The 24,759-nt window shown below is 61.6% G+C and carries 18 protein-coding genes and 1 tRNA gene; 13 read left to right on the top strand and 6 right to left on the bottom strand.

Translation table 11 applies throughout. From position 1 onward, the window contains the following. Positions 1–24 precede the first annotated feature (24 nt). The 6 genes from NKJ75_RS01145 to NKJ75_RS01120 all read left to right on the top strand — a co-directional run bounded on the left by NKJ75_RS01145 (position 25) and on the right by NKJ75_RS01120 (position 6,306). Positions 25–114 (top strand) — tRNA-Ser (locus NKJ75_RS01145). Between the two features lie 283 nt (positions 115–397). Beyond that, a complete protein-coding gene (locus NKJ75_RS01140; protein ID WP_352499052.1) occupies positions 398–1,357 on the top strand; it encodes a LysR family transcriptional regulator in 960 nt (319 codons plus the stop codon). Between the two features lie 152 nt (positions 1,358–1,509). Beyond that, positions 1,510–2,523 carry an amino acid ABC transporter substrate-binding protein gene (locus NKJ75_RS01135; protein ID WP_023735055.1) on the top strand — a complete coding sequence of 338 codons (1,014 nt, stop codon included), beginning with the start codon at positions 1,510–1,512 and terminating at the stop codon, positions 2,521–2,523. 171 nt (positions 2,524–2,694) lie between these two features. Next, entirely contained in the window at positions 2,695–3,888 is a 1,194-nt protein-coding gene (locus NKJ75_RS01130) for an amino acid ABC transporter permease (protein ID WP_352499051.1), read from the top strand. Positions 3,889–3,899: 11 nt separating this feature from the next. After that, positions 3,900–5,024 (top strand): amino acid ABC transporter permease, encoded by a 1,125-nt coding sequence (locus NKJ75_RS01125; RefSeq protein ID WP_502903824.1) that lies wholly within the window; start codon positions 3,900–3,902, stop codon positions 5,022–5,024. Between the two features lie 49 nt (positions 5,025–5,073). Further along, positions 5,074–6,306 carry a MalY/PatB family protein gene (locus NKJ75_RS01120; protein WP_352499049.1) on the top strand — a complete coding sequence of 411 codons (1,233 nt, stop codon included), beginning with the start codon at positions 5,074–5,076 and terminating at the stop codon, positions 6,304–6,306. Between the two features lie 162 nt (positions 6,307–6,468). On the opposite strand, the gene NKJ75_RS01115 is transcribed toward NKJ75_RS01120, so the two are convergent. The 3 genes from NKJ75_RS01115 to NKJ75_RS01105 form a co-directional block, all read right to left on the bottom strand. Continuing rightward, positions 6,469–11,517 carry an autotransporter outer membrane beta-barrel domain-containing protein gene (locus NKJ75_RS01115; RefSeq protein ID WP_352499048.1) on the bottom strand — a complete coding sequence of 1,683 codons (5,049 nt, stop codon included), beginning with the start codon at positions 11,515–11,517 and terminating at the stop codon, positions 6,469–6,471. 319 nt (positions 11,518–11,836) lie between these two features. Further along, on the bottom strand, positions 11,837–12,130 hold the full coding sequence (locus NKJ75_RS01110; RefSeq protein ID WP_023704064.1) for a hypothetical protein: 294 nt from the start codon (positions 12,128–12,130) through the stop codon (positions 11,837–11,839). A gap of 192 nt (positions 12,131–12,322) precedes the next feature. Then, on the bottom strand, positions 12,323–14,116 hold the full coding sequence (locus NKJ75_RS01105; protein WP_031203896.1) for a PAS domain S-box protein: 1,794 nt from the start codon (positions 14,114–14,116) through the stop codon (positions 12,323–12,325). A gap of 155 nt (positions 14,117–14,271) precedes the next feature. Here NKJ75_RS01105 and NKJ75_RS01100 point away from each other — a divergent pair, with 155 nt between their 5' ends. Next, positions 14,272–14,640, top strand: a complete 369-nt coding sequence (locus NKJ75_RS01100) for a response regulator (RefSeq protein ID WP_023747091.1) — start codon at positions 14,272–14,274, stop codon at positions 14,638–14,640. Between the two features lie 431 nt (positions 14,641–15,071). Here the strand turns inward: NKJ75_RS01100 and NKJ75_RS01095 are convergent, their stop codons facing one another. Both NKJ75_RS01095 and NKJ75_RS01090 read right to left on the bottom strand, forming a co-directional pair. Beyond that, positions 15,072–15,230, bottom strand: a complete 159-nt coding sequence (locus tag NKJ75_RS01095; protein ID WP_023744144.1) for a hypothetical protein — start codon at positions 15,228–15,230, stop codon at positions 15,072–15,074. A 129-nt stretch (positions 15,231–15,359) separates the two neighbouring features. Further along, the gene (locus NKJ75_RS01090; RefSeq protein WP_023833638.1) at positions 15,360–17,360 is read right to left on the bottom strand and encodes an AI-2E family transporter; all 2,001 of its coding nucleotides are present in this window, start codon (positions 17,358–17,360) and stop codon (positions 15,360–15,362) included. Positions 17,361–17,545: 185 nt separating this feature from the next. On the opposite strand from NKJ75_RS01090, the gene NKJ75_RS01085 reads away from it, so the two are divergent. Then, positions 17,546–17,779 carry a hypothetical protein gene (locus tag NKJ75_RS01085; RefSeq protein ID WP_023671105.1) on the top strand — a complete coding sequence of 78 codons (234 nt, stop codon included), beginning with the start codon at positions 17,546–17,548 and terminating at the stop codon, positions 17,777–17,779. Between the two features lie 238 nt (positions 17,780–18,017). After that, complete coding sequence (locus tag NKJ75_RS01080; protein ID WP_031197615.1) at positions 18,018–19,058, top strand: aminopeptidase; 1,041 nt, start codon at positions 18,018–18,020, stop codon at positions 19,056–19,058. 29 nt (positions 19,059–19,087) lie between these two features. Here NKJ75_RS01080 and NKJ75_RS01075 read toward each other — a convergent pair whose 3' ends face one another. Next, positions 19,088–20,293: an ROK family transcriptional regulator gene (locus tag NKJ75_RS01075; RefSeq protein ID WP_023683166.1), complete on the bottom strand. Its 1,206-nt coding sequence runs from the start codon at positions 20,291–20,293 to the stop codon at positions 19,088–19,090. Positions 20,294–20,438: 145 nt separating this feature from the next. Between NKJ75_RS01075 and NKJ75_RS01070 the strand changes: the two genes are divergently transcribed. The 4 genes from NKJ75_RS01070 to NKJ75_RS01055 all read left to right on the top strand — a co-directional run bounded on the left by NKJ75_RS01070 (position 20,439) and on the right by NKJ75_RS01055 (position 24,750). Continuing rightward, positions 20,439–21,704, top strand: a complete 1,266-nt coding sequence (locus NKJ75_RS01070; RefSeq protein ID WP_023833639.1) for an ABC transporter substrate-binding protein — start codon at positions 20,439–20,441, stop codon at positions 21,702–21,704. Between the two features lie 80 nt (positions 21,705–21,784). After that, positions 21,785–22,720, top strand: a complete 936-nt coding sequence (locus NKJ75_RS01065) for a carbohydrate ABC transporter permease (RefSeq protein ID WP_023833640.1) — start codon at positions 21,785–21,787, stop codon at positions 22,718–22,720. Further along, on the top strand, positions 22,713–23,618 hold the full coding sequence (locus NKJ75_RS01060; RefSeq protein ID WP_023671100.1) for a carbohydrate ABC transporter permease: 906 nt from the start codon (positions 22,713–22,715) through the stop codon (positions 23,616–23,618). The genes NKJ75_RS01065 and NKJ75_RS01060 overlap by 8 nt, the downstream gene beginning before the upstream one ends. Before the next feature lie 25 nt (positions 23,619–23,643). Next, positions 23,644–24,750 carry an ABC transporter ATP-binding protein gene (locus NKJ75_RS01055; protein ID WP_023744138.1) on the top strand — a complete coding sequence of 369 codons (1,107 nt, stop codon included), beginning with the start codon at positions 23,644–23,646 and terminating at the stop codon, positions 24,748–24,750. Positions 24,751–24,759 lie beyond the last annotated feature (9 nt).

Here is a 24,759-nt window from a genome sequence, read left to right as displayed (position 1 = left end):
CCGGCCGGGCGCGAATGCAAGGACGGAGAGGTGGCCGAGTGGTTGAAGGCGCACGCCTGGAAAGTGTGTTTACGGGAGACCGTAACGCGGGTTCGAATCCCGCTCTCTCCGCCATTATCAAGCCATTGAAACCGCTGCGATTTCCCATCCCAGCGGGTGCGGCTGACTTTACTTCACATGCTCGCCCTGGGTTCATGGCGGATTGCCGGCTTGCTCGCCAAGCCAGGCGCAGAAATGCCGCGGAGCGATCCGGCGGTCGCCGTCACCTGTTCAACCGCCAGAGTTTCAAAGGCGTAGCCGGACCTCTGTCTTCACTCTTCGTGCCCCATCTGTCACCGTCGCAACCAACGCGTTAGTGCCGCCTGGTGCGGTCTCAGGTCGCAGATGAGGTAATTCCATGAATTATAACGATATCGACCTCAATCTATTGCGGGTCTTTGACGTGATGATGCGGGAAAGGAGCGTGACGCGGGCGGCTACCGAATTGGGCAGAACACAATCAGCTGTAAGCCACTCCCTGTCGAAGCTTCGGTATCTATTGCGGGATGAATTGTTCACCAGAGATGGCGGCGAGATGCGGCCGACTCCCCGGGCAGTTGAGCTGCTGTCGAATATTTCCGCCGCACTCGCAACGATCCGCGCATCGATCGACCGGCATCAGATCTTCAATCCAGCAACGACGCGGCGCAACTTTCGCGTTGGACTTACAGATTATCATGCCATGGTTTTCATCCCGGGCCTCATTCGAGAATTTTCCAGGCAAGCTCCTGGCGCGACGCTGAACGTCATTCCCGCAAACGGACCCGAAATCGGTTCATCGGTCTATCTGAGACAAGTTGACTGCGCGCTGAGGGGAGCAGCGATACGCGACGACCCAGGTCTCTTGAAGGTGGAGCTTGGCCAGGACCGATTGTTTTGCGCAGTGTGGAGCGGAAGCAAGATCGCCAGAAGCGCAATGACGCTGGAAACCTATCTGGCCAGTTCCCACCTCCAGATTTCCGCAGATGGCCTGGCGGAAGGCCTCGCGGATGCCGCCCTCAAACAGATGGGTCTTCGCCGCAATGTCGTTGCGACCATCTCGAACTATCCGGTGCTGCCCTGGGCGCTTCGCGGCACTGAACTGATTACCCATTGCGGTGATGCCATCCTGCAAATGCTGGATGAGAGGAGTGAGGTGACGTTGGTCCCGCCACCCCTTCCGATAGCGAATGTGAATGCCTGGCTTATTGTTCACCGCCAGATGGCGAATGACCCGGGAACCAGGTGGCTCCGGGAAATCATCGTGGGAATCTACAACGAATCGCGGAGCAAGAGACACCAAGGCACCCTCGGAGCACCGGGGTCGGCCGTAAAATAGGTCGCGGGCGCTGCTTCACCACTCAACCGCTTTTCAGCTGGGAGTGCTTCGCAACTATGAGCAGCGCTCATTTTCACAATGAGAACAATCGATTTGACGAATACTTGGGCTGGAGAGCACATTCCCTTCAACAATAACAGGGGAATGCCGAAATGAGATCAACGTTCAAGGGCCTACTTGCCCTCGCCATCGCGTGCACCGCCTCCTCGGCGTGGTCCGCAACCCTCGACAATGTCAAGAAAAATGGCGTGCTGACCTGTGGCACGAATTCGGCCACGGCTGGCTTCAGCCTTCCCGACAATGAAGGCAAATGGACCGGATTTGTCGTCGATTATTGTCGCGCCGTGGCCGCTGCCGTGCTCGGGGACGCGCAAAAGGTCAAGTTCATCCCATTGACGCCAAAGGATCGCTTCACCGCCTTGCAGTCGGGAGAGATCGACATTCTCGCCCACAACGCAACCTGGACATCGTCCCGCGATACGTCGCTAGGCATACTGTTTGCCGGCACGTATTTCTATGACGGCCAGGGGTTCATGGTGCGCAAGGCGGACAATATCACGTCAGCCAAGGGACTTGACGGCGCATCGATATGCGTCACCCAGGGCACCACGACCGAGTTGAACCTTGCCGACTATTTTCGCTCGCAGTCGATCAAGTACACGACGGTTGGTTTCGCAGACGAGGAAGCTGTCGTGAAGGCTTATGAGGAGGGACGTTGCGACGTCTTGTCCGCAGACACCTCCACCTTGAACGCGTCGCGGCTTCGCATGGCCAAGCCGGACGACAGCATTGTTCTTCCCGAGCTGATCTCCAAGGAGCCGCTTGGCCCGGCGGTGCGGCAGGGTGACGACCAGTGGTTCAATGTGGCGAAGTGGACGCTCTACGTCATGGTGGCCGCGGAGGAATACGGGGTCACCTCCAAGAACGTCGATGCCATGAAATCGTCTGACAATCCCAGCATCCGCCGCCTGCTTGGCGTGGAAGGCAGCATAGGCAAGGACATCGGGCTCGGCGATAACTGGCCGGTCGAGGTGATCAAGCAGGTCGGCAATTACGGCGAAGTGTTCGAACGCAATGTCGGCAAGGATTCGCCGCTGAAAATGGAGCGTGGCATGAACGCGCTCTGGAACCAAGGCGGCGTTCAGTACGCTCCGCCGATCCGCTAATGCATGTCGCTCAAAAATGGCCCCGGTTTTGAGACAACGACATGCATAACGAAGACCCTAAAGCGCGTCGCCTGAGTCCGTTCAAACCCGACGCGCTTTAGGCAAAGGCATGGTTGCAAGGCGCTGGCGTGTTACCGTCAGCGCCTTGCACGGACCCGATAGGAACAGCCCATGTCCCATTTGTCGCTTCCCGCGCCGTCGCGCAGGAGGTTGTCGCTGCACGATACGAAGGTGCGGGGCATCCTCTACCAGCTCTTGCTCGCCGGCTGCCTGCTGGCCTTGGCGCTGGGCATCGGCATGCAGACTGCATCGAATATGCGGGTCCGGGGGATTCCGCTCTCATTCGACTTTTGGAATGAGTCTGCCGGCTTCGACATCAATCAAACCCTGATACCGTACGATGCATTGTCCAGCTACGGTCAGGCGTTCTGGGTGGGAGTGGTCAACACCCTCTACGTCAGTCTCCTCGCAATCCTGTTTGCGACGTTGCTTGGCTTCGTCATCGGCGTTGCCCGCCTGTCGCCGAACTGGATCGTTTCGAAGGTGGCGACCGCCTATGTCGAGCTTGTGCGCAATGTTCCGTTATTGCTGCAGCTGCTGTTCTGGTACAACGCCGTCCTCAAGCCGTTGCCCTCGCCGAAGGCGTCCATCGCCATTCCCGGCGGCATCTACCTCAACAATCGCGGCCTCATCGTTCCGGAGATTCATTTGCATCCGGGAGCGGGTCTGGTGGGCCTGGCATTCGTTGCGGCCATTTCCTGCTGCGTTGCGTTCTGGTTTCGCGCCAGGAGCATCCAGAGACGGACGGGCAGGCAGCTGCCGGTGCTTCTGGTCAGTCTGGCGACCTTGATAGGATTTCCGCTGGTCGTGTTCCTGGCGGCTGGCGAGCCGGTCTCGTTCGTCGCCCCGCAGCTACGGGGTTTCAATTTTCAAGGCGGGCATCAGCTCTATCCGGAGTTTGCCGCTCTCCTGATCGGTCTGTCGGTCTACACCGGTTCATACATCGCCGAGATCGTGCGAGGTGGAATTCAGGCAGTGCCAAAGGGCCAGACCGAGGCTGCGCATGCGTTGGGGCTGGCGCCGGGCAAGACGCTTCGTCTGGTCGTCGTTCCCCAGGCGCTGCGAATCATCATTCCCCCTTTGACAAGCCAGTATCTCAACCTCATCAAGAACTCGTCGCTTGCCGTGTTCATCGGCTATCCCGACCTCGTTCAGATCTTTGCCGGCACGGTGCTCAATCAGACCGGAGCCGCCGTCCAGGTCATGGCGATTACTCTGTCGGTCTATCTCGTCACCTCCCTTGCCACGTCGTTGGTCATGAACGCGTGCAACCAACATTTTGCAATGTTGAAAGGTGACGGATGAGCGATCAGTCCATGCGTTCGCCAATTGTGATCAGCGCGCTCATACCAGCCATGGCGCCTCCCGCGGACGTTCGACCGGGTCCAGTGAGCTGGATGAAAAAGAACCTGTTTTCGACGCCGTCTTCAGGCGCGCTGACAATATGCTTTGTCCTCCTCGCCACGTGGCTGCTGCATCACTTCCTGAGCTTTGCGATCTTCAACGCGGTCTGGAGCGGCGGCCATGAAGCTTGCCGTGCGAACAGCCAGGGGGCTTGCTGGCCTTTCATCGCCGAGAAGTTCGACTACCTGCGATACGGCGCGTATCCGGTTTCCGAGCGGTGGCGGGTGGACCTTGCGCAGGCGATCGGCGCCATCCTCATCGTTTGGCTCCTGTGGACGAAGGCTCCGCGGCGCAAAGTGGCGGCGTTGCTGTTCTTCCTCGTCTACCCCGTGGCCGCGTTCGTTCTCGTGCGCGGCGTTGCCTGGCTTCATTTGCCTGTCATCGATACGACGCTCTGGGGCGGTCTCTTGATCACGTTGCTGATGTCGATCGTGGGTATCGTCTTCTCGCTTCCGATCGGGGTTATCCTGGCGCTTGGACGCAGGTCGGAACTCCCTTTCGTCAAGACGGTTTGCGTCACGTTCATCGAAGTCGTCCGCGGCGTGCCGTTTATCACAGTGTTGTTCATGGCGAACTTCATGATGCCGCTCTTCGTCCCGGATTATCTGACGCCTGATCGACTGTTGCGCCCGCTCATCGCGATAGCGTTGTTCTCGTCCGTCTATATGGCCGAGGTCGTGAGAGCCGGCCTTCAGGCGATCCCGAAGGGCCAACACGAAGCGGCCAAGGCGCTCGGGATCGGCTACTTCGACATGATGCGCCTGATCGTCCTCCCTCAGGCGTTGACGATCGTCATACCGAGCATCGTCTCGACCTTCATCGGTCTGTTCAAAGACACGACTCTGGTCGCCATCGTCGGCATCGCGGATTTCCTGAAGGCCGTTGAAACGGCGCGCGTCGATCCGAACTGGGCAGGCCCGACGATCTCATCAACCGGCTACCTCTTTGCGGGGTTGGTCTACTGGAGCTTTTGCTTCGGCATGTCGCGTTACTCGCAATCTATGGAGCGCCAATTGGCGCGTGGCCACAAATCCTAGGAGGCGCTGATGATGCCACAAGCAATGCCCGCGGCAAGGTGACCATCAAATGGCTTGTGCAGACACGCCCGCATCGGCGCTTGGGCAACGACATATCGCGGGAATAGATTTCGACCAGATCCACGACCGTCAGCAGTTCGGATCTGTCAAATGGGCCAACCAGTGGGACGAGTTCTCTCCCCAGGTCGAGGGCCAGGACCTGCTGTCGCTGTGGACGGCGGATATGGACTTCCGCGCTCCGGAAACCGTCATCGCGCGACTGCGCGAGGCCGCGGAGCATGGCATTTACGGCTACACACGCCGCGATCCGCGCCACTATGAGATCGTGCAATCGTGGTTCGCGCACCGGCACAACTGGTCGCCGAAACTGGAGACCTTGCTTCCCGCGCCGGCGATCATGCCGTCCGTGGCTGCGATACTGCGAACCTTCACCAAGCCCGGTGACGGCGTCATTGTGCAGTCGCCCGTGTACTCGCCCTATTTCGAAGTTGTTCAGGGAAACGGGCGGGTTCTGCTTACGAACCGGCTGAGGCTGCAGAACAACAGATATGAACTTGATCTGGAGGATTTCGAGAAACTGGCGGCCGGCGGTGCCAAGGCATTCCTGCTGTGCAATCCTCACAACCCTGCCGGAATGGCCTGGACACGCGAAGAATTGGCGGCGCTCAACGACGTCTGCGAGCGCCATGGCATCCTGGTCATATCGGACGACATTCACTGCGACATAAGGTTGTCGGATCGCCCCCACATCGTCTTCTCCTCCATCTCGGAAGATGCTGCGGAGAAATCGTTCATCTGCACCGCTCCAACGAAGACTTTCAATCTTGCCGGGGTTCCTTCGGCAACGATTTCGGTAGCCAGCAAAAAGCGCCGCGAGGCGCTTCTTGCCGCAATGCAGGCGTCATTCATGGTGAATGCGAACTTTTTCGGCCGCCTGGCCCTGGAGGTTGCTTACAGCAGCGGCGCGCCGTGGCTCGACCAACTCACGCGCTACATCGCCGGCAACATCGATCTGGTTTGCGAGTTCGCCGGTGAACACCTTCCAGGCATCACGCCCATGCGGCCCGACGCATCGTTTCTGGTGTGGTTGGACGCGTGCGCGCTCGATGGCCGAGTGGGTGGAATTCAGAAATTCTTTGTCGATCGGGCCGGGGTTAATCTCTATGACGGCCGCGTCTATGGGCCTGGCGGCGAAGGCTTCATTCGCCTGAATGTCGGCTGCCCGCGTCCCCTGTTGCGCCAAGGGCTGGAGCGCATGTCCAGCGCGCTGGCATCCCTGTGATCGAGCGCCAGGGTGCTTCGGATTCGAGCCTGGTACTTGATGCCGGCAGCCGGTAAGGAAACGTCCGAGGGCCGACGAGCCGGGTGGCCCGCAAGTCCGGATTCCATAGCCGTGCCGGACACGACCCTCAAGCCAAGGTCGACATGTCCAGCTTGATCGCCGCTACCATTTCACAGCGAACCCGAGCTTGGCGCCCAGGGCGTGGCTATCGCCAAAATCCTTGAGGCTTGTCCGCGCTGTCCCTTCTCCGAAGACGGCGTAGCGACCGTCCGCCCAGCTCAGCGAGCCACCAAGGCCGACACCGCCCCACAGCGCCTGATTTTCGCTGACCAGTTTCGTGCCAGACACATCGACATCATTTCCGTCGAGGAAGTCGTAGTAAAGGTTGCCGAGCCCGTAAATGTGCGTGCGGCTGACTTGCCCCGCATCGTCCACCCACTGGTCTTCATAGTCCGCGGAGAGGCCGAGGCGGCCGACGAGACTGTTGCTGCTGCCGGGCGACACGACGGCGCCAAACGGGTCGGTGAACGCGTCGAAGTCGACCGAGGAATAGGCAAGCTGGGCCTGCGGCGTCAGCGACCAGTTGCCGTTGAGGGCGATCGTCTGTCCGGTCTCCACGCTCAGCCCGTAGCCGAAACCGTTGTTGCCGTCCGCAAGCGTGGTGCCCAGCGTGGCCGACCGGATGTCACTGTCATACCATGTCGCCTCGGCCTGCGCGTCGACGTAGAAGCCACCGCTGCCGAACCAGGTGAGCGTGCTGCCGACGCCGTAGCCGGTGGCAGCGATCGACCCTGCCCCGAAGATCGAGGAGACGTCCGACGACGCGGTTCCGTAGTGGGCCGTAATCCCTCCGATCAGGGTACCGGCGTCGCTTTCGTGCAGCAGGCCATCGACGCCGGCCTGCAGCTTCCAGGTGGTCACGTCATAGTTCGTGCCGGAGGTCGACGTCTCCGGCTTGATCTCGGCATGGGCAGCTTCGATGCGCGCCCATATCGCCTTGCCGTCGACCGAGCCCTGGCCTGGCAGGTCCGCACCTTGCGGCGTAGCACCCTCGCCCCACGACCGATTGCCAATGCGTTGCTGCATGGTGCCCAGTTCATTGAACGCCTGCAGCACCCCTTCATAGGCCTCGTACAGCGGCACGCCGGGCGAATAGAGCGGCTGCGGATCGGGATCGCCGTTGACCAGGGCCGAGCGCAGATACCAATCGCCATCGGCCGGTGTGCTGACGCCGTTCTTGTAGAGCCTGTATGCGTAGGCGCCCGCGACGACCGCTGCATCGCCTTCGAAGGTATAATTGCCGTCGAGCGAGAAGCTGCCGTTCGAGGCGCCGCCGACGTCGACGATCTTGATGCCTCCGACCGTTTGGGCGCCCGACCCGCCGAAATTGACGACCTGAAGGGTACCAGTCCCTGACGTGTTGCCGGCGATCACCAGCATATTGGTCGGCGAACCGTCACCACCGAGCGCCGTGTTGAGGATGACGGCGCCGCCATTGCCGATATAGTCGCCGCTGACGGTAAGTGTGTCGCCTGGGTCGCCACCCGCGATGCGCACCGTTCCGGCGTTGCTCAGCCCCGCAATCGTCTGGGACGTGCCGGCAAGATCGAGCGTGGCGCCCGAGGCGACGGAAAACTGCGAGGAGGAACTGAACGCGTTCGCAGCGCCCGCGGCAAGGGTGCCGCCGCTGACCGTAGTGGCGCCGGTAAAGCCTGAGTTGTCCAACGCGAGCAGCAGCGTGCCTTGGCCGTCCTTGATGAACGTACCGGCGCCCGAGAGCACGCCGGCATAGCTGGCGGAGGCGACTTGGTCGAATGTGAAGGAGGCGCCGGCGCCGATCGCGACATCGCCACCGAAGCGCTCGGCTGCCGAGACGAGGCCGCCTTGATTGACGGTCCAGTCCAGCAGCGACGTGCCTGACAGCGTCAGCACGCCGGCGCCATCCTTCATCATTGCGCCGGTGCCGGAGATATCGCCGGCGAAGCTGGCGTCCGCCGCCTGGTCGAACACGACAGTGCCGGAATTGCCGATGTCGCCACGAATCGAGGTTGCATCGCCGACCAGCGTGCCAGCGCTGACCAACGTGTTGCCGCCATAGCTGTTCGTTCCCGTAAGCGTCAGCGTGCCGGCGCCGGTCTTGGCAAGGCTGCCAGCGCCAGAGATCGCACCGGACAAGGTCAGGTCGGCCACAGTGTCGAAGGTGCCGCCGGCCGACGAAAGCGTGACGTCGCGCGCCGAGCTGAACGCCGCTGTGTTGCGCAGCGTCCCGCCGGAGAGCGTCAGGCCGCCAGCGGCAACGCCAAGATTGTTGTCGGCTGAAACAGATAGCACGCCGCCCAGGACGGAGGTGCCGCCCGTGTAGGTGTTGGCGCCGGACAGCACCAGCGTGCCCGCATCGGTCTTGGTCAGGCTGCTGGTCCCGGTTAGCACGGAGGCGATGGTGGCGGTGTAACCTGCTCCGGCCACCGTGCCGTCGCCGACCCGAATGATGCTCTCGCCGCCAGCGCCATCAAGCGTGATGGCGTCGCCTTCGATGCGGTAGCCATCGGCGGCGAATTGCATTCCCGTAATCGCAAGCGCGCCGGCGCTGCCGTCGGCGATGACGGTGCCGCCGAGCGTCTGGAAGATGGCGAAGCCGGGCTGCGGCTTCATCGCGCCAGTTACCAGGCCGGTGCTCATCGTCCAGTTCAGGCTTGTCGCCGTCCACGTGCCGTTGCCGCCGTCGACCAGATCATTGTTGGCGTTGCCGGCCGCGTCACCATCCCAGAAGAGCAAGTCGGTGCCGACGCTGCTGACGAGATTGACCTGGTTGGCGACGGAGGTCTGCACCGTCAGGTCGGCGGCCGTGACACCGGCCGGCAGATTGCCGAGCTCGAGACCATTGTCGGTGAGGGCGCCGCCATAATTGATGAGCCGGTAGACGCCAGGCCCGAAGCCGCCGACATCGGTGATGTTGAGGCTGCCGTCCAGCGTCAGCGCGCCGGTCACCTCGATCAGGTCGTTGACACCGCCGCCGACAATGCCCGCCTGGCCGAGCTCGTAGTCGAGCATAGAACCGGAGCTCAGGCTGAGCGATCCGACCGTAAGCGTGCCAGGGCTGGACCCCGGCGCCAGCACACCGCCATCGGCGACGATCACCGCGCCGCCGATCGAGCCGGAGCCGCCCAGCGTGCCGCCGCTGTTTACCGTCGTTTCGGTGCTGCCGAGCGAGCCCTCGACGATAAGCTTGCCGCTGTCGACGGTGGTGCGGCCGGAATAGGTACTGTCGCCCTTGAGCACCAGGGTGCCGGCGCCCTCCTTGTAGACGCCGCCCACGCCGCTCAGCTCGCCATTGGCGGTCAGCGTCGTACCCGCCGCCGCGCGGAAGTAGCCATAGGCGGAAGTGAGGTTGACATCGCGGCTCATGGCGAAGCTTGCTGTCGTGCCGAGTTCGCCGCCGTCGAGTGTCAGCAGGCCCGTCGCGGCACCCAGATTCTGGTCCGACGCGACCGAGATGCTTTTGCCGGTCCCGACCTTGGTGCCGCCGCTGTGGGTGTTGGCACCGGTCAGCGTCAGCGTGCCGAAGCCTTCGATGTCGACGCTGCCCGAGCCGGAGATATTTCCGCCGAAGGTGTGGGGGCCGAGGTCGAGAAACGAGACAGCGCCGTTGTCCAGGATGTCGCCACGGATCGCCACGGTGTTGCCGGCAAGCGTTCCTGCATTGACGATGTTGCCACCCGTATAGTTGTTGGACAAATTGCTGACGTTGAGCGTGCCGGCGCCGCTCTTGACCAGTGTGCCGGTGCCGGTCACCTGGCCTGACACGTCCAACTGCGTGCCTGCCACCGTGTCAAACCCGCCGGTCGAATTGATCAGGACATTGCGATTGGTGGCGAAGCTGGTGGTCGTGCGCAACGTGCCGCCGTCGAAGGTCAAGCCGCCCGAGAGGGCGCCCAGATTGTTGTCACTCGAAATTTGCAGGGTCCCGCCGGACAAGGTCCAAGGCGTGACGGCAGTTGTCGTCCCCGTTAGGGTCCAGGTGCTGTTTCCGGTTTTCTCGTAGAACCCAAACCCGTCATATTTGGCGCCAGCGCCGATCTGCGACACACCGAAACTGGCGCTGATATCGCCACCCAGCTTGAATGTATCCGCGGCGCTGAAAGCGACCACATTGCCTGTGATGGTGGAGCCGGCCTGAATCTCCAGCGAATTGACACCGCCGGTGAACTGGATGGCTTTGCCGGCTGCCGGCGTTCCGCCACCGGTGCCGACGGCACCGCCGCTGATCGTACCCGCATTGATGACCGCGATGTTGGCGCCCTTGATCCCTGCGGCGCCATCGCCGCCTGCCAAGGAGCCCTGACCGCCACTGCCGCCAACGATCGTCGCACCTAGCTTGTTGATGACGGTTCCACCTGAAAGCAGCAGAACAGCGGCGCCACCGTCCCCACCGCCGCCGAGAACTGTTCTTCCACCGGCACCCCCGAGCAGATTCCCGCTGTTCTGGATTGTCCCGCCGCCCATCAGGACGATGGCAGCTGCGCCGCCGCCAGCACCTGCTTGGACCCCAATTGTGGAAAGACTCGTGCCGCCGGTAACGCTGCCGCCCGCCTCTACAAACACGTTTGCGGACGAGAATATGCCGACGCCGCCGCCACCGCTGCCGCTGTTGCCATTGGTCCCACCTCGGCCGCCAGTGCCACCACTCACCGATCCTGTGCCAGTGACTGTAACGTCGGCCGTGGCACTGACGCCCACACCGCCACCGCCACCGCCGCCGCTCCTGACGACGCCATTCGTGCCAGGGGAGCCCAAAGCGCCGGCCCCGCCGCTGATGCTGGTTGCAATGGTCCCGTCTGTCGAGATGACCAGACCCGTAGCACCAGTGGCACCGGCAACGCCATTTGGGTTGTTGGCTGTCCCACTTACCGCTCCCGATCCTCCTGGCGCCCCGTCACCCGTCGTGAGGTCAATGCCGCCACCACCGCCACCAGCGGTCGCGCCATTGGCGGCATTCTGACCCGTGGCACTCGCGAGCGCGCCGTCAACGCCACCTTGTCCAGCGCCTGCGCTGCTGCCATTGCCGCCATCGGCCCGAGCTGGCGCGGCGCTCAGCGCAAGGGCAACAGTTAGGATCGTCAAGGCGGAAGTGCCGGAGCGAAGCGACACGACTTGCGGCAAGCGCGCGAGATGCAAAACCCAAAACCCATCACGCGCAATCCGCTCCGCCATGCCTAAGCTCCCTGATTCCTGAGTGCGCGAAGGCAGCATGAAAGCTATTCGCCCGCAAGAAGTTTATAGTCGTGAGAGCTACCAAGAAGCTAACGGTGATCAGTAAAATGAAGTCTGCGACTTTTGAGCGACAGAAAATAGTCAATATTAGATATAGCTTATTAAACAGAGACCTTACGGAATCGCGAGAACAATCTCGCTGCATGAATTTATGCGGAAACGTTCGGACCTCCTGGGCCCAGCCGATCCCATCGGGCGGAGGTGAGTTTCGCCTCTACGGGGGCGATGAGGCGCTAGGCTGCCCCTTGGGCGACCCTCACTATCCTGCAAGAAGTGATTCTGTAATCGACTCCCACTCTGCGTCTAGCTTGCCAGTTGCCACAGGCTGCCCGGCGCGGCGGTACCAGTAGGCTGCATTAGAAAGGTCGCCTTCTTTGCGGTGCAGATAGGCATGAACCCATACAGAGGCCGGATCAGATTCGTTGGCCTGCACACACTCATGCGCCCGCTCCCAATCGCCCTGTCTATCCCACCATAGAGCGTGGAGCGCCATCCCAAGATTCGCCGGGGGCTCTACACCCTGAAGGGTCGCACGGAACTCGTCGATGTCCATAGTTACCTCGCCTCTGGCTACGCCGGTCCTGTCCCGTTCCGTGCAACGAAATGCGCCCTCTGCCGGTGATTTGCTCTGTCGACTTTAGCAATGGCTCTGGCGATCTTTAGCGGAAACGGGGTTTTCGCTCGGCAAAGGCCGCATCAAGGGCTTCCAATTGACGAATGCTCGTTGCAGGGCTGCTTCCTGCTTCTAAGCTTCATGGACGGCAGAAGCTGCTACGGAAGCCAAAGGCGCTTCCAAGCTCCATGTTATGCCATGCGGACCGTGTTCGAGAATTCCCTGCCCACTAACCGCTGCGGGCGCGACCCGCTTCAGCACCACGGTTCCAAAGCCACCTTGTCCGACAGTCTGAACCTGCGGCCCATCGGTTTCGACCCAGGTGAGGTGAAAGAGCCTCGAAGCACCGGAACCGGTGATGCCCCATGTGACCGAGATCCGGCCCTTGTCCCCTGAGAGAACCCCGTATTTGGCCGAGTTGGTCGCCAGTTCGTGGAAGGCAATCCCGAGATACTGAACTGCGTTGGGACTGAGCACCAATGATGGGCCCGACATTTCGATCAAATCCCCCCGCGGGAAAGGCTCGACCTGGGCCGCCAAGAGGTCGCTGATCGTGGCACCCTTCCAATCCGCCGATACAAGCAGGTCGTGAGATCGTGACAACGCCATGATGCGCTCGCGCACCTGGGTTTCAAATTGTTTTGGCGTCTCCGATCGCTTGTTGGTCTCCCGGATCATCGACAGGATGACCGAATACTGGTTTTTCACCCGGTGGTTGACCTCGCGCATCAGCATGCGGATGCGATATTCATTCTCCTTCGTCGACGTGATGTCTCGCGCTATCTTCGATGCGCCGGTGATCTGCCCGGTTGCGTTACGCACGGGCGATATCGTCAGTGAAACCGGAACCAGGCTGCCATCCTTGCGCTGGCGGGTCGTTTCGAATGGTTCGACGCGCTCGCCGCGGCGAATGCGTTGGAGAATGCGGGGTTCCTCGTCCTGATGGTCTTCGGGGATCAGCATGGTCACCGACCGGCCAATCGCTTCGTCGGCGGTATAGCCGAAAAGCCGTTCGGCGCCCTGGTTCCAGCTTTTTATGATGGTGTTGAGATCCTTGCTGACGATCGCGTCAAATGAGGATTCCACGATCGCTGAGAGGTGCTGCCTGGTTTCTTCGGCACGTTGGCGGTCCGTCAGGTCCAGCAGCATGTTTACGGCGCCGATCAGAGCGCCGTGCTCGTCCCGCAGCGGTGTCGGGTAGGGCAGGAACGGAAAAAACGATCCGTCGGGACGTTGCGCAACAGCTTGCTGATTGCGGACCGGCCTGTTCTCCTTGAGCGCAATGGCCATCGGGCATTCATCGTGCGGCAATTCCTTGCCGTCGGCAGTGAACAGCTTGAACGTCACGCACCATTTATCCTTGCCGATTTCAGGCTCCCTGCCTGCCAGATCGGCCGCGGCGCGGTTGTAGTAGGTGATCGTCCCATCCTGATCGGTCGTGTAGATGGCGACGGGTAGGCCGTCGAGTATCTGGTGATAGGTACTGTCATGCTGCCTGAGCTCCGAGCGGGTGTGCACCAAGTCGGTTACATCGACCGTGAAGCACCGGGTGTTGATCAGCTTGCCGTCCCGGAAATGTCCGCTTGAGGTGACTTCGACGTGCTTGATCGATCCATCGCTGGCCCTCAATCGCGCCGGATATCTTACGATCTTCTCGCCATTGGCAAGGCGACCCAAAATGTCCTCTATGACGTCCCGGTCGGGATAGAACTCGGCGATGTGGCAACCGAGGTAGTCCTCTGCGGGATAGCCGAGAAGGTCGAGCTCAGCCTGGTTGGCATGCACGATTACGCCGTCTGCGTTCACCAGATGGAGGGCAACGGCGCCGTTTTCGAAGAAATCCTTGTAATCGAAATCCAGACCGTCATTGCTGGACACCCCCCGGTTTTCGAAGGCGACAACATTCGCCTGTGTTGCTTCATGCATCCCAAACACCTTGTCCAGTCCAACCAAATATAATGCGGCTTGGATCAGTTGGTTCCCATTGCTCGCGGTCTCGACCCGCTGCGTACGGGAACCGGACCCTAAAAGGGTCGTAGCCTCGACTCGTCTTCCATCTACAAACGTGCGATCATCCGCGCATGGGCAAACCCTTGGTCCTTGTCGTCGACGACGAAGCCTTGATAGCACTGGATATGGAGTCCACTCTTTCGGAGGCGGGCTTTGCCGTGGCATTGGCGGCGACATGTTCCCAGGCGAAACGTTTTCTTGCGGACCATACCCCCGCCGCAGCGATCCTGGACGTCAGGCTGTCGGACGGCGAGGCTGTTGACGCGGCAAAAACCTTGGCAGGGCGGGCGGTTCCTTTCATCGTCTATTCCGGCTTGGGGCTCGAGGAAACCCCCGAAGCGTTCTCGTCTGGCGTAAGAGTGATGAAACCCGCCGGACCTGCAGAGGTGGTCCGGGCTCTCAAAGCGATGACCGCCGGGCAACATAAGGCGACGGGATAGCCGTGCTCTGAGCACCTTCGGTCTAAAGTAGCTCAGGCGCTGCCGGAGCAGCTGCCGCGCCTCACGGAAACAGCGAATTGCGGCCGGTGCCGATCAGGCGAACAAGATCGCGCGCTTGATCCTCGGTGATGCCGGTCCCCCTGGCAATTGACAGCACCAGTGCTTCTTCCCTTCCACTTTCTTAGGGTCGTGCCTTGCCCGTGCTGGTCATGCCTTCTCCATCGGCTCAACGCCAAGATCTGCGAGAGACTCATTCCTCGACGCACGGTCAACCTCGTTATGCCGCGTTTGAGCGGCGGAGATAGCGGCTCAATTTGCATTACCCGGATCCATCCTGGCACAGCCAAGAGGCCGGTTCGTTCGCAGGATAATGCGCCCCGCGCAGGGACGGCGCCAGCATGGGCCAAATCGACCAGACAGATTGAGCGGTCCTATGCCTCTCCGAAATCGGTTTCGTTTCTTGACGTGGGGTGCCGCTCGTAGTCAACGGGCGGCGGCAGGAGCATGATTTCGGTCTCCTTGCGGCCGAACTCTCGGCCGATCTGGAACGCCGCGTAGATCGCGCCGAGGCGGATAAGGAATCTAAGCATGGGGGTTCTCCTTCGATGTTAGGAACCGCAAGGCCGCGAGATTGTTCCATGGCTTGCGAGTGGGGACGATCTTGCCGTCGCACCAGAGATTCCAGCGCCGGCGCGGCAATCTGAGACATGGCGGTGCTGCTAGGCTGTTGCGGCCGTTGCCTGGGCCGGGATCCGTTTTCGAGGGGCCGGACGCCGTCGATCGCGGCGTTTCGAAACGACTTTGAGGGGAACGGCCGGCGCTGGAGAAAGTGCGCCAAGCACAGCGTTGACCATGCCGTGGGCTACGAAATCGGCGCTGATGTCGGCGGCCAAAGCTTGCCTTTCTTGCCCGACATCGCCCTGCTCCGCGTCTGACCAGAACACAATCCCAATTCTCAAACCTGCCTTGGCGCGCTTCAGTCTGCGGACCAGAAAGCGGGCATGCTTGAGCGAATCCCGGTTCAGGAAACCGACCACGACGGTGTCGATCGCCTCTAGTTCGAGACGACGAATACCTGCCGGCTCCATATCGGCAAAACTGGCCTTCGCCACCGTAGCACCTTGCACCTCCAGCACCTGAGCGAGCATGGCGGCAGCGGCATCGTCGAGTTCACCGCGACCGCCGGCACAAAGCACCGACATGTCCTTGCCGTCGGGCAGTTCGATCTCTTCCTCTTCGATGCCATCTGTTTCCTTGCTCGCGGTCCCTTCGGCGGTGGTTGTCGGCGCATCTTCCTCGCTTGCCTCTTCCTGTGCATCGTCGGCAAGATTTGCCACAAGAATTTGGGCGCTCGCCGCCACCTGCCTTCGCTGTTGATCGCCCATCACGCCTCGCATGCGGTCCTGCTCGCCCAACAGGAGAGCAGGAATGGCGACCGTGTCGTAGAAATCGATCAGGTACTTCTCCTCGAGGATCTCCTCGGCATGGTCAGTTGCCTCGTCGGGATCGCCGGCCAGGAGCCGTTGATAGAGCCGGGCATGAGCTTCAAGGACGGGCTCGTTGCCAAACAGGACGTCGAGAAATTCGAACTGCGGAACATGTCGCCCGAGGACGACGAGGCAAACTGTCAGCGGCGTCGAAAGGACCAGGCCGAGCGGCCCCCACAACCATGTCCAGAAAATTGCCGCAACGATGATTGCCAAAGGAGAAAGTCCCGTGCGCGAGCCATAGAGCCACGGTTCGATGACGTTGCCGGTTACCAATTCCATGACGACAAACAGTGCGGCGGTCCACAGCACCAGCGACCAGCCGGGCGCAACCGCCAAGGCCAGAAACAAGGGCAGCAGCATGCCGATAACAGGGCCGATATAGGGAACGAAGCGCAGCGCCAGTGCCAGCAACCCCCACAGCAGCGCGTTGGGAATGCCGAGCACCCAAAGGCCAATTGCGATTGGTATGGCGTAGACGATGTTCACCACCAATTGCATGATCAGATAGCGGCCAACCCGTTTGCCGGCATCCTGCAATGCCTGCGTTGTGCGATGGAGGTCGCCATAGCCGACGAGGCGGATAAACCGGTCGCGCAGATCCTCGCGCTCAAGCAACATGAAGATGACGACGATGATGATCAGGCCAGCTGATGCCAGCGGGCTGATCAACGGTCCGATGATGTTCTGCAATACCTCCAGAGGTCTCTCGCGGGCGACGATCTCGACGGGAACAGGCTCGCGCCGGGGCTTGTCGGCCGCAGGCGGCGCCACATCCTGCTTGTCGATCTCCTGACCGACGCGCTCGATCACCCCACTCAGCCTGGCAATTATGCCGCCACCAACGCCCGTCTCCTTGAGGGAACGCACCTTGGTCAGAATGTTTGTCTGGTAGACGGAAATGTTCTGAGCAAGCTCGCTTACCTGGGTCGCAACAATGAAGCTGAACAGGCCCAGGGCCGCGAATGCGCCAATCACGCTCAGAAGCACTGCGGGCAGCCGAGGCAAGCCGACACGCTTCAGTGCGGAGACCATCGGCACCAGCGCAAAGGTCAAAAGCAGCGCGATGGCAATGGGAAGGAACACCTCACGACCGAAATACAGCGCAGCTACTGTCGTGACGATGGTTGCCACGGTAGGCAGAGCTGTGCGCGGATGGGCATTGCCTGCCGCAAGAATCCGTCCTAGCCCTCGCTCGGACGATGAGATCTCGTTTCGACGATTGGCAGCCACCTGATTCCCCCCGTTTCGTAACGATAGTTAGACCCATTCGCCTGCCGGGCAATGTTTAGCAGGGCCGAATACATACGTTTTGCGGTTTTGCGCCCTGGGCGCTGTGCTCTGACGGTTCAGTCGATATCGTCGGAGCCGCAAATCTGTGGTAAAGCCGCCGCCCAACTAACCAAAGGACGACATCTGTGAGCGAACCGACTGTGGCCGAAGCGACCGAAAGTATCTATGCCTCGCTGCGGGCGGACAATGCCGACATCGACGCCCATATCGCGACGCTCAAGGCAGCGCTGACACGAGAGGGCGCAAAACAGGCGGTGTTCGATCCGGCAAAATTGGCGCAGAACAACCGCTCGGGCCGTAAGTTGATGCAGGCTTATTTTCGCCAGCGCGGCGTGAGCGTGAGGTTTTCGGACCAGTAGCGCGCGGCAGCTTGGGGGAACCGCGCCTCGACGGACGGTCCGTATCTCGCTCGCTCCGCCCTGCGGCGGACTTTCGTCAATCGTAGGCGAATGGCCGCATCGCCCTGCCCAGGTCGGTGTCGCCCCCTACCCCTGCAGCTCTTGACGGAAACCGGTGCCTCCTGTTTGAGGGTGACCAGGACGTTTGCTGCATGGGGAGATGGGCAAGGGTGGGCAAACAGTGAAGCGCGTTCTTCGGATGCTTGCCGCGGCGATCATCGCGTCCGGGGCGACCGGCTGCACGAGCATTTCCTACTACGCGCAGTCGTTGCAGGGTCACGCGCAGATCATGGCCGCCCGCAAAAATATTGCAAAACTCATCCGTGATCCTTCGACGCCTGAAGCATTGCGCGCCAAATTGACGTCGGCCAGCGCCATAAGACGGTTTGGGACAGATGAGCTGGCACTGCCCGAAAACAACAGCTACCGCAGCTATGTCGACATCCATCGCGATGCCGTGACCTGGGCCGTTTTTGCCGCGCCGCAATTCTCGCTTGCGCCACGAACATGGTGCTTTCCGGTCTTCGGCTGCGTTCCATACCGGGGTTATTTCTCCCGGAAATCCGCGACTGAGAACGCAGTCGAACTTCAAAGACAGGGGCTGGACGTCTATGTCTCGGGCGTCACCGCCTATTCCACGCTTGGCTGGTCGAGTGACCCGCTACTGAGCACCATGCTGCGTCAGGACGACACCTATCTCGCCAGCCTTGTTTTTCATGAGCTGGCGCATCAGCGCCTCTATGTGGATGGCGATTCCGCATTCAACGAGGCGTTCGCCGTTGCCGTCGAAACCAGCGGCGTCAGGAAATGGCTCCGCGCCGCCGGCGACCGGGCCGGATTGCGCCGCTACGAAGCCGATCGCAAGCGCAGCGCCGATTTTCTTGGACTGGTGGCGAAGACGCGCGACGAGCTAAGGCAGGTCTATGGTAGTCCCCGCACCCCGGAAAAGATGGCGACTGCAAAGAAAGCCGCGATCGAGAGGATGCGGGCGCGCTACCGGCAGATGCGCGACAGGCACTGGGCGGGATACCGGGGATACGACGCCTGGTTCGCTGCCCCGATAAACAACGCCAAGCTCGCGGCAACTTCTGTCTACGGTGAACAGGTTCCGGCCTTTCTTCGCTTGTTCGACCTGTGTTCGGGCAACTATCCAAGGTTTTACGCTTCTGTCCGGCGGATCGCGGATTTGCCCAAATCGTCCCGCGCCGAAGCGCTCAAGGCTGCCGACACGTGCAATTGACTTGAACAAGCACAGGCAGGTCCTGACGATCACCCCAGCGACAGTTCCTTCGTCTGGTGTCTCAAAACGAGGCCGACCGCGCCCAGCAAGGCATCGTTCTCGGTGTGCTTGCCAACGATGATGCGCGTGCGCAGGGCGGGAGCGATATCGCGGGACTTGATCAGCGTATGGCGTTCATAGGACGCGATCAGCGGCGTCAACAGAATGTCCCCTGCCAAAGCCATGTGGCCGCCGATGATGATAAGCGGCGGATTGAGCACCGAGCCGATCAGGCCGAGACCCCGGCCGGCGATCTCGGCGGTATCCTCGATCATCCGCAACGCCCTGACGTCGCCCTGCTCGGCCATGGCGATGACATCGTCCATGGTGACTTGCCGCCCAACGACACGCGAAATCTGTTCCAGCGGCCGGGTAAAACTCGCGTAGAGCTCCAGGCATCCGCGATTGCCGCAGCGGCAAAGGTCGCCGCCGGGATCGATGCTGATGTGCCCGAATTCGCCGGCGCCGCCGGCGACGCCCGTCACCAGCCGGCCATGCTGGACAATGGCGCCGCCGACACCCAGATCGATCTTGAACAGCACGAAATCGTCCTGGCCGACGGCCGCACCCCACATCAGCTCGGCAATGGCCGCGCAGTTGCTCTCATTGTCGGCGAAGATCGGCTGTTCCAGGACGGGTCCGAACACATCTCGTATGTTGACGCCGGCCCATGTTGGAACCATGCTTGCGCGCAGCACCACTCCATCGCGGCTGACAGGGCCGGAGACGGAGACACCAACCCCCAGGAGCCCCGCCATCGGCAGACCATTTTCCCTGTAGGATTGGGCAATCGCCGATTTGACCGCCTGGGCCGCCTGTTGCGGCTGGTAGTCCAGCGCCATTGGAATATTTTGTTCGGCAATGACGGAATGCGAGACATCGGCGACGATGAGCCGTATCTGCTGAAGAGCCAGGTGAATGCCGACGCAGGTGCCCGCTGTCGGATTGAGCGTCACCGCCGCGGCTGGCCTGCCGATGCCTCTGATGCCGTCGCGGCTGGTCGGGGCTTCGATCACCATTCCAGACTTTTTCAAGCCGTTAAGCGCGGTTGACACCGTCGAGCGCGCCAGACCGGTGGCGCGTGCGATCTGCAACGCCGAGAGTGCGCCGCGCTCGCTCAGGCAGCGCACGATCATGCTCTCCGGCGACGCGGAGGGTCTGTCGATCAGCCAGGTTCTAAGCGAAGGTTTTGTCATGGCTCAACATAAACATCGTTGACTGATAGCTCCAATATGTCATCTTGGAAAGAACTCGAGATTGACGCATCTCGCCGGCGGCGGCTTCAAACCGCGGCCATAAGCGGTCGAGACGAACCGTGCAACACGATATGGGAGTGAAACGATGAAGTCCGTCATGACCGCGTTTGCGGCCGCTGCTGCGTGCACATTTTTCGCCGGAACAGCCTTCGCCGAGCCCAAGACCAACCTTTTGCACCAATGGGCGACCGGATCGGACGCCCAGGCGATCGCCAAGCTCGGCGAGATGTTCACCGCCAAGGGCGGCAAATGGGAACAGACCTCGATTGCCGGCCACACCGCCAATACGCTGGCCAAGCTGCGCGCCGACGTGATCGCCGGCAACGCCCCGCCTGCCGTGCAGCTCAAAGGCCCTGAGATCGCCGAATGGAACGAGACCGGCATGACCGCCGATCTCGACGAGTTGGCGGCCTCGGAAGGGTGGGAGAAAGTGGTGGCGCCGGAATTGCTTCCGGTGATGAAGCCGACCGGCAAATGGGTCGCCGCGCCCATGAACATCCACCGCATCAACTGGCTCTGGGCCTCGCCCAAGGTCATGCAGGCGGCCGGCGTGGCGGAAATGCCGAAGACCTGGGCCGAGTTCAATGCCGCCTGCGACAAGATCGTCGCCACAGGCAAGATCTGCATCTCGCATTCGACCGCCGACTGGACGGATTCGACGGTGTTCGAGGTCGTGCTCTACGGCCAGGACATCGATCTCTACCGCAAGGCCTTCGTCGAAGGCGATGTCGAGTCCATGCGCAGCCCGGGGATGGTCAAGGCCTTCACGCAGATGCGCCTGATGACGAGCAGGTACATGGATCCGGGCATGGTCGGCCGCGACTGGGATTCGATGTCGGCGCTCGTCGGCAAGGGCGACGCGGCGTTCCACATCATGGGCGACTGGACGATCGGCCTTTTGACCGCCGCTGGCTTCAAGGAAGGCACCGACTATGTCTGCGCCCAGGCGCCGACCGATTGGGGCAAACCCGGCTTCATCCTCAACTCGGACTCGGTCGTGTTCTTCAAGCAGAAGGACCAGGATTTCATCGACGGCCAGAAGCTGCTGGCCAGCCTGATCCTGTCGCCCGACTTCCAGACGGTCTTCAACCAGGCCAAGGGCTCGATCCCCGCGCGCCTGGATATCGATCTGTCGAAGGGCTTCAATCCGTGCCAGCAGCTCTCGCAGAATGATCTGCAGGCTTCGATCAAGGACGGCACGCTGGTCCGCTCGATGGCGCACAACATGACCATCCCGCAGAAGATGCGCGGCGCGATCATGGACTCCGTTACCGAGTTCGTGGCGACGCCGGACATGTCGCCGGAGGATGGCGCCAATGCGATGGCCGACGCGGCGGAAGCACAGAAATAGACGGGAATGGCCGGGCGCGATGCCTATCCGCCCGGCCGTCCTCCCTTTCAGTCCCGTGCTCTGCCAATGCTGTGCTCTGAATGTCAAATCACGACCTGATCCTGTCGGTACCGACGCCCGCCCGCCCCTTGCGCGAGCGGCTGGGCTCCGCGATGCCCTTGCTGGTGCTCGGCCCCTCGCTTGTGGCGAGCTTCGTCTACGTCTTCGTGTTCACCGGCTGGACGCTCTATATCTCCCTGTCCAACTCCTCGCTGCTGCCGACCTACGGCTTCGTCGGCCTGGAGAACTACGCGTCGCTGTGGGCGAACCGGCGCTGGAACATCGCCTACAACAACCTGTTTTTCTTCAGCGCTTTCTACATCGTCGGCTCGGTGGCGGTGGGACTGCTGCTGGCGATCCTGATCGACCAGCGCGTGCGCGGCGAAGCGGCCTGGCGCACGATCTTTCTCTATCCGCTGGCCGTCTCCTTCATCGTCACCGGCACGGTCTGGAGCTGGCTCTACAATCCGACCGACGGCATCCAGGCCATGGTGCGCGGTTTCGGCTGGGCGAGCTTCAGTTTCGCACTCGCCAGCGACCGGCACTATGCGATCTACGCGGTGATCATCACCGGTGTCTGGCAGGCCTCGGGCTTTGCCATGGCGCTGTTCCTGGCCGGCCTGCGCTCGGTGGATCAGGACCTCGTCAAGGCCGCGCAGATCGACGGCGCATCGACGTTCCGCATCTATCGCAAGGTGCTTCTGCCAACCATTGCGCCGATCTTCCTGGCGGTCGCCGTCATCCAGATCCAGTTCGCCATCAAGACCTTCGACCTCGTGGCGGCCCTGACCAAAGGCGGCCCGGGGATCTCGACCACCTTCCCCGCCATCTACGTCTATGACCTGATGTTCCAACGCGGCCAGATCGGCGAAGGTGCGGCCGCCGCCATCATGATGCTTGCCGCTGTTGCCGTGGTGCTGGTGCCCTATTCATTCTGGGTGGTCTGGCGCCGGCGCAAGGAAGCCGGCCGTGGCTGACGTCTCCCTGGACCAGTCGCTCGACCGTCGCGCTGCCGCAGTCGCGTCGCGCCGGCATTTTCTCACCCGCTTCGCCATCTATGGGCTGCTGGTCGTCTTCGCGGCGATCTACCTGGTCCCGTTGCTGGTCGTGGTGCTGAATTCATTCCGCGACCAGCAGGAGATCGCACGCAACGGGTTGATCTCGCTGCCGCGCAGCTTCCGCCTCGATGCCTGGGGCCAGGCCTGGAGCACCTATTGCATCGGCGGCACCTGCGAGGGCATGCAGCGCAACTTCTACAACTCCCTGAAGATGACGATCCCGGCCACGATCATCTCGACGGCGGTCGGCGCGATGAACGGTTACATCCTGTCGAAATGGCGCTTCAGAGGTTCGGAAGCTTTGTTCACCTGCATGCTGCTCGGCGTCTTCATTCCGGGCCAGATTTCATTGATGCCGTGGGCGTTCATCCTCGGCAATCTCGGCCTTAGCAATTCGGTCTACGGGCTCGTCCTCATCCACGTCATCCAGGGCATTTCGTTCACCACTTTGTTTTGCCGCAACTACTACGTCAGCATCCCCGACGACCTGATCAAGGCGGCGCGCATCGACGGCGCCGGCTTCTGGCGCATCTTCCGCAAGATCATTCTGCCGCTCTCCTCACCGATCCTGATCGTCACGGTGATCTGGCAGTTCACCGGCATCTGGAACGAATATCTGTTCGGCGTCGTCTTCACCTCCGGGCAGCAACAGCCGATCACGGCAGCGCTCGTCGCGCTGACGGCAAGCGGCACCAATGTGCGCGCCTACGATGTCATGAGCGCCGCCGTGCTGATCGGCGCGCTGCCGCCGCTGCTGATCTATCTCTTCGGCGGCAAGTATTTTGTGCGCGGCCTGACGCAAGGTGCCATCAAATGAGGCGCGATCAAGTGAAGGGCATTGCATGTCGACATTGATCATCCGATCGCTGCGCAAGAACTTCGGCGCGGTCGAGGTGCTGAAGGGCATCGATCTCGAAGCGCGGAACGGCGAGTTCATCGCGCTGGTCGGACCGTCCGGCTGCGGCAAGTCCACTCTGCTGGCGATGATCGCCGGGCTCGAATCCGTTACCTCCGGCGAGATCCGCATCGACGGGCGGCTGGTCAATTCGGTGGCGCCGAAGGACCGCGACATCGCCATGGTGTTCCAGTCCTATGCCCTGTACCCGACGATGACGGTGCGCGAGAACATCACCTTCGGCATGGAAAGCCGCCGCGTCCCGAAGCCGCAGCAGGACGAGGCCGTCAAGCGGGTTGCCGCCTTCCTGCAGATCGAACCGCTGCTAGGGCGCAAGCCCGGACAGCTTTCGGGCGGCCAGCGCCAGCGCGTCGCCATGGGCCGGGCGCTGGTGCGCGATCCCAAACTGTTCCTGTTCGACGAGCCGCTCTCCAATCTCGATGCCAAGCTGCGCGTCGACATGCGCACCGAAATCAAGAAGCTGCATCACCGCGTCGGCAAGACCACCGTCTACGTCACCCACGACCAGGTCGAGGCGATGACGCTGGCGTCGCGCATCGCCGTGATGCATCAGGGCGAGGTCCAGCAATTCGACGATCCCGCCACGATCTACAACCGTCCGGCCAACATGTTCGTCGCCGGCTTCATGGGGTCGCCGGCGATGAATTTTTTGGCCGCCGAACTGAGCCAGGAAGGCGGTCGCCGCACTGTTGTCCTGCAGACCGCCGACGGCAAGACGGCCAGCCTGCCGATCGTCCAGGCGCTCCCATCCGACACGCCGCAACAGCTCGTGCTCGGCATCCGTCCCGAGCACATCTACCGCTTCGATCCCGATCTTGCGCGCCGCAAGCCGGGCATCGCGCAGATCGATGCCGTGGTCGAGTTGGTCGAGCCGACAGGCGCGGAGACCATGGCCGTCCTGCGCCTGGGCGGCAAGGAGATCACCGGTCGTTTCGACCCCGACGGCACGCCGCTTATGGGTGAGACGGTGACGCTCGGCATCGACATGGCGCGTGCGTGCCTGTTCGACCCGACGACCCAACGCCTGATCTGACCCGATCTG

The organism is Mesorhizobium sp. M0058 (genome assembly GCF_040323095.1).
Lineage (GTDB): Bacteria > Pseudomonadota > Alphaproteobacteria > Rhizobiales > Rhizobiaceae > Mesorhizobium.
Note: the sequence above shows the minus strand (reverse complement) of the source record. Positions and strands in the feature narration are given on the sequence as shown.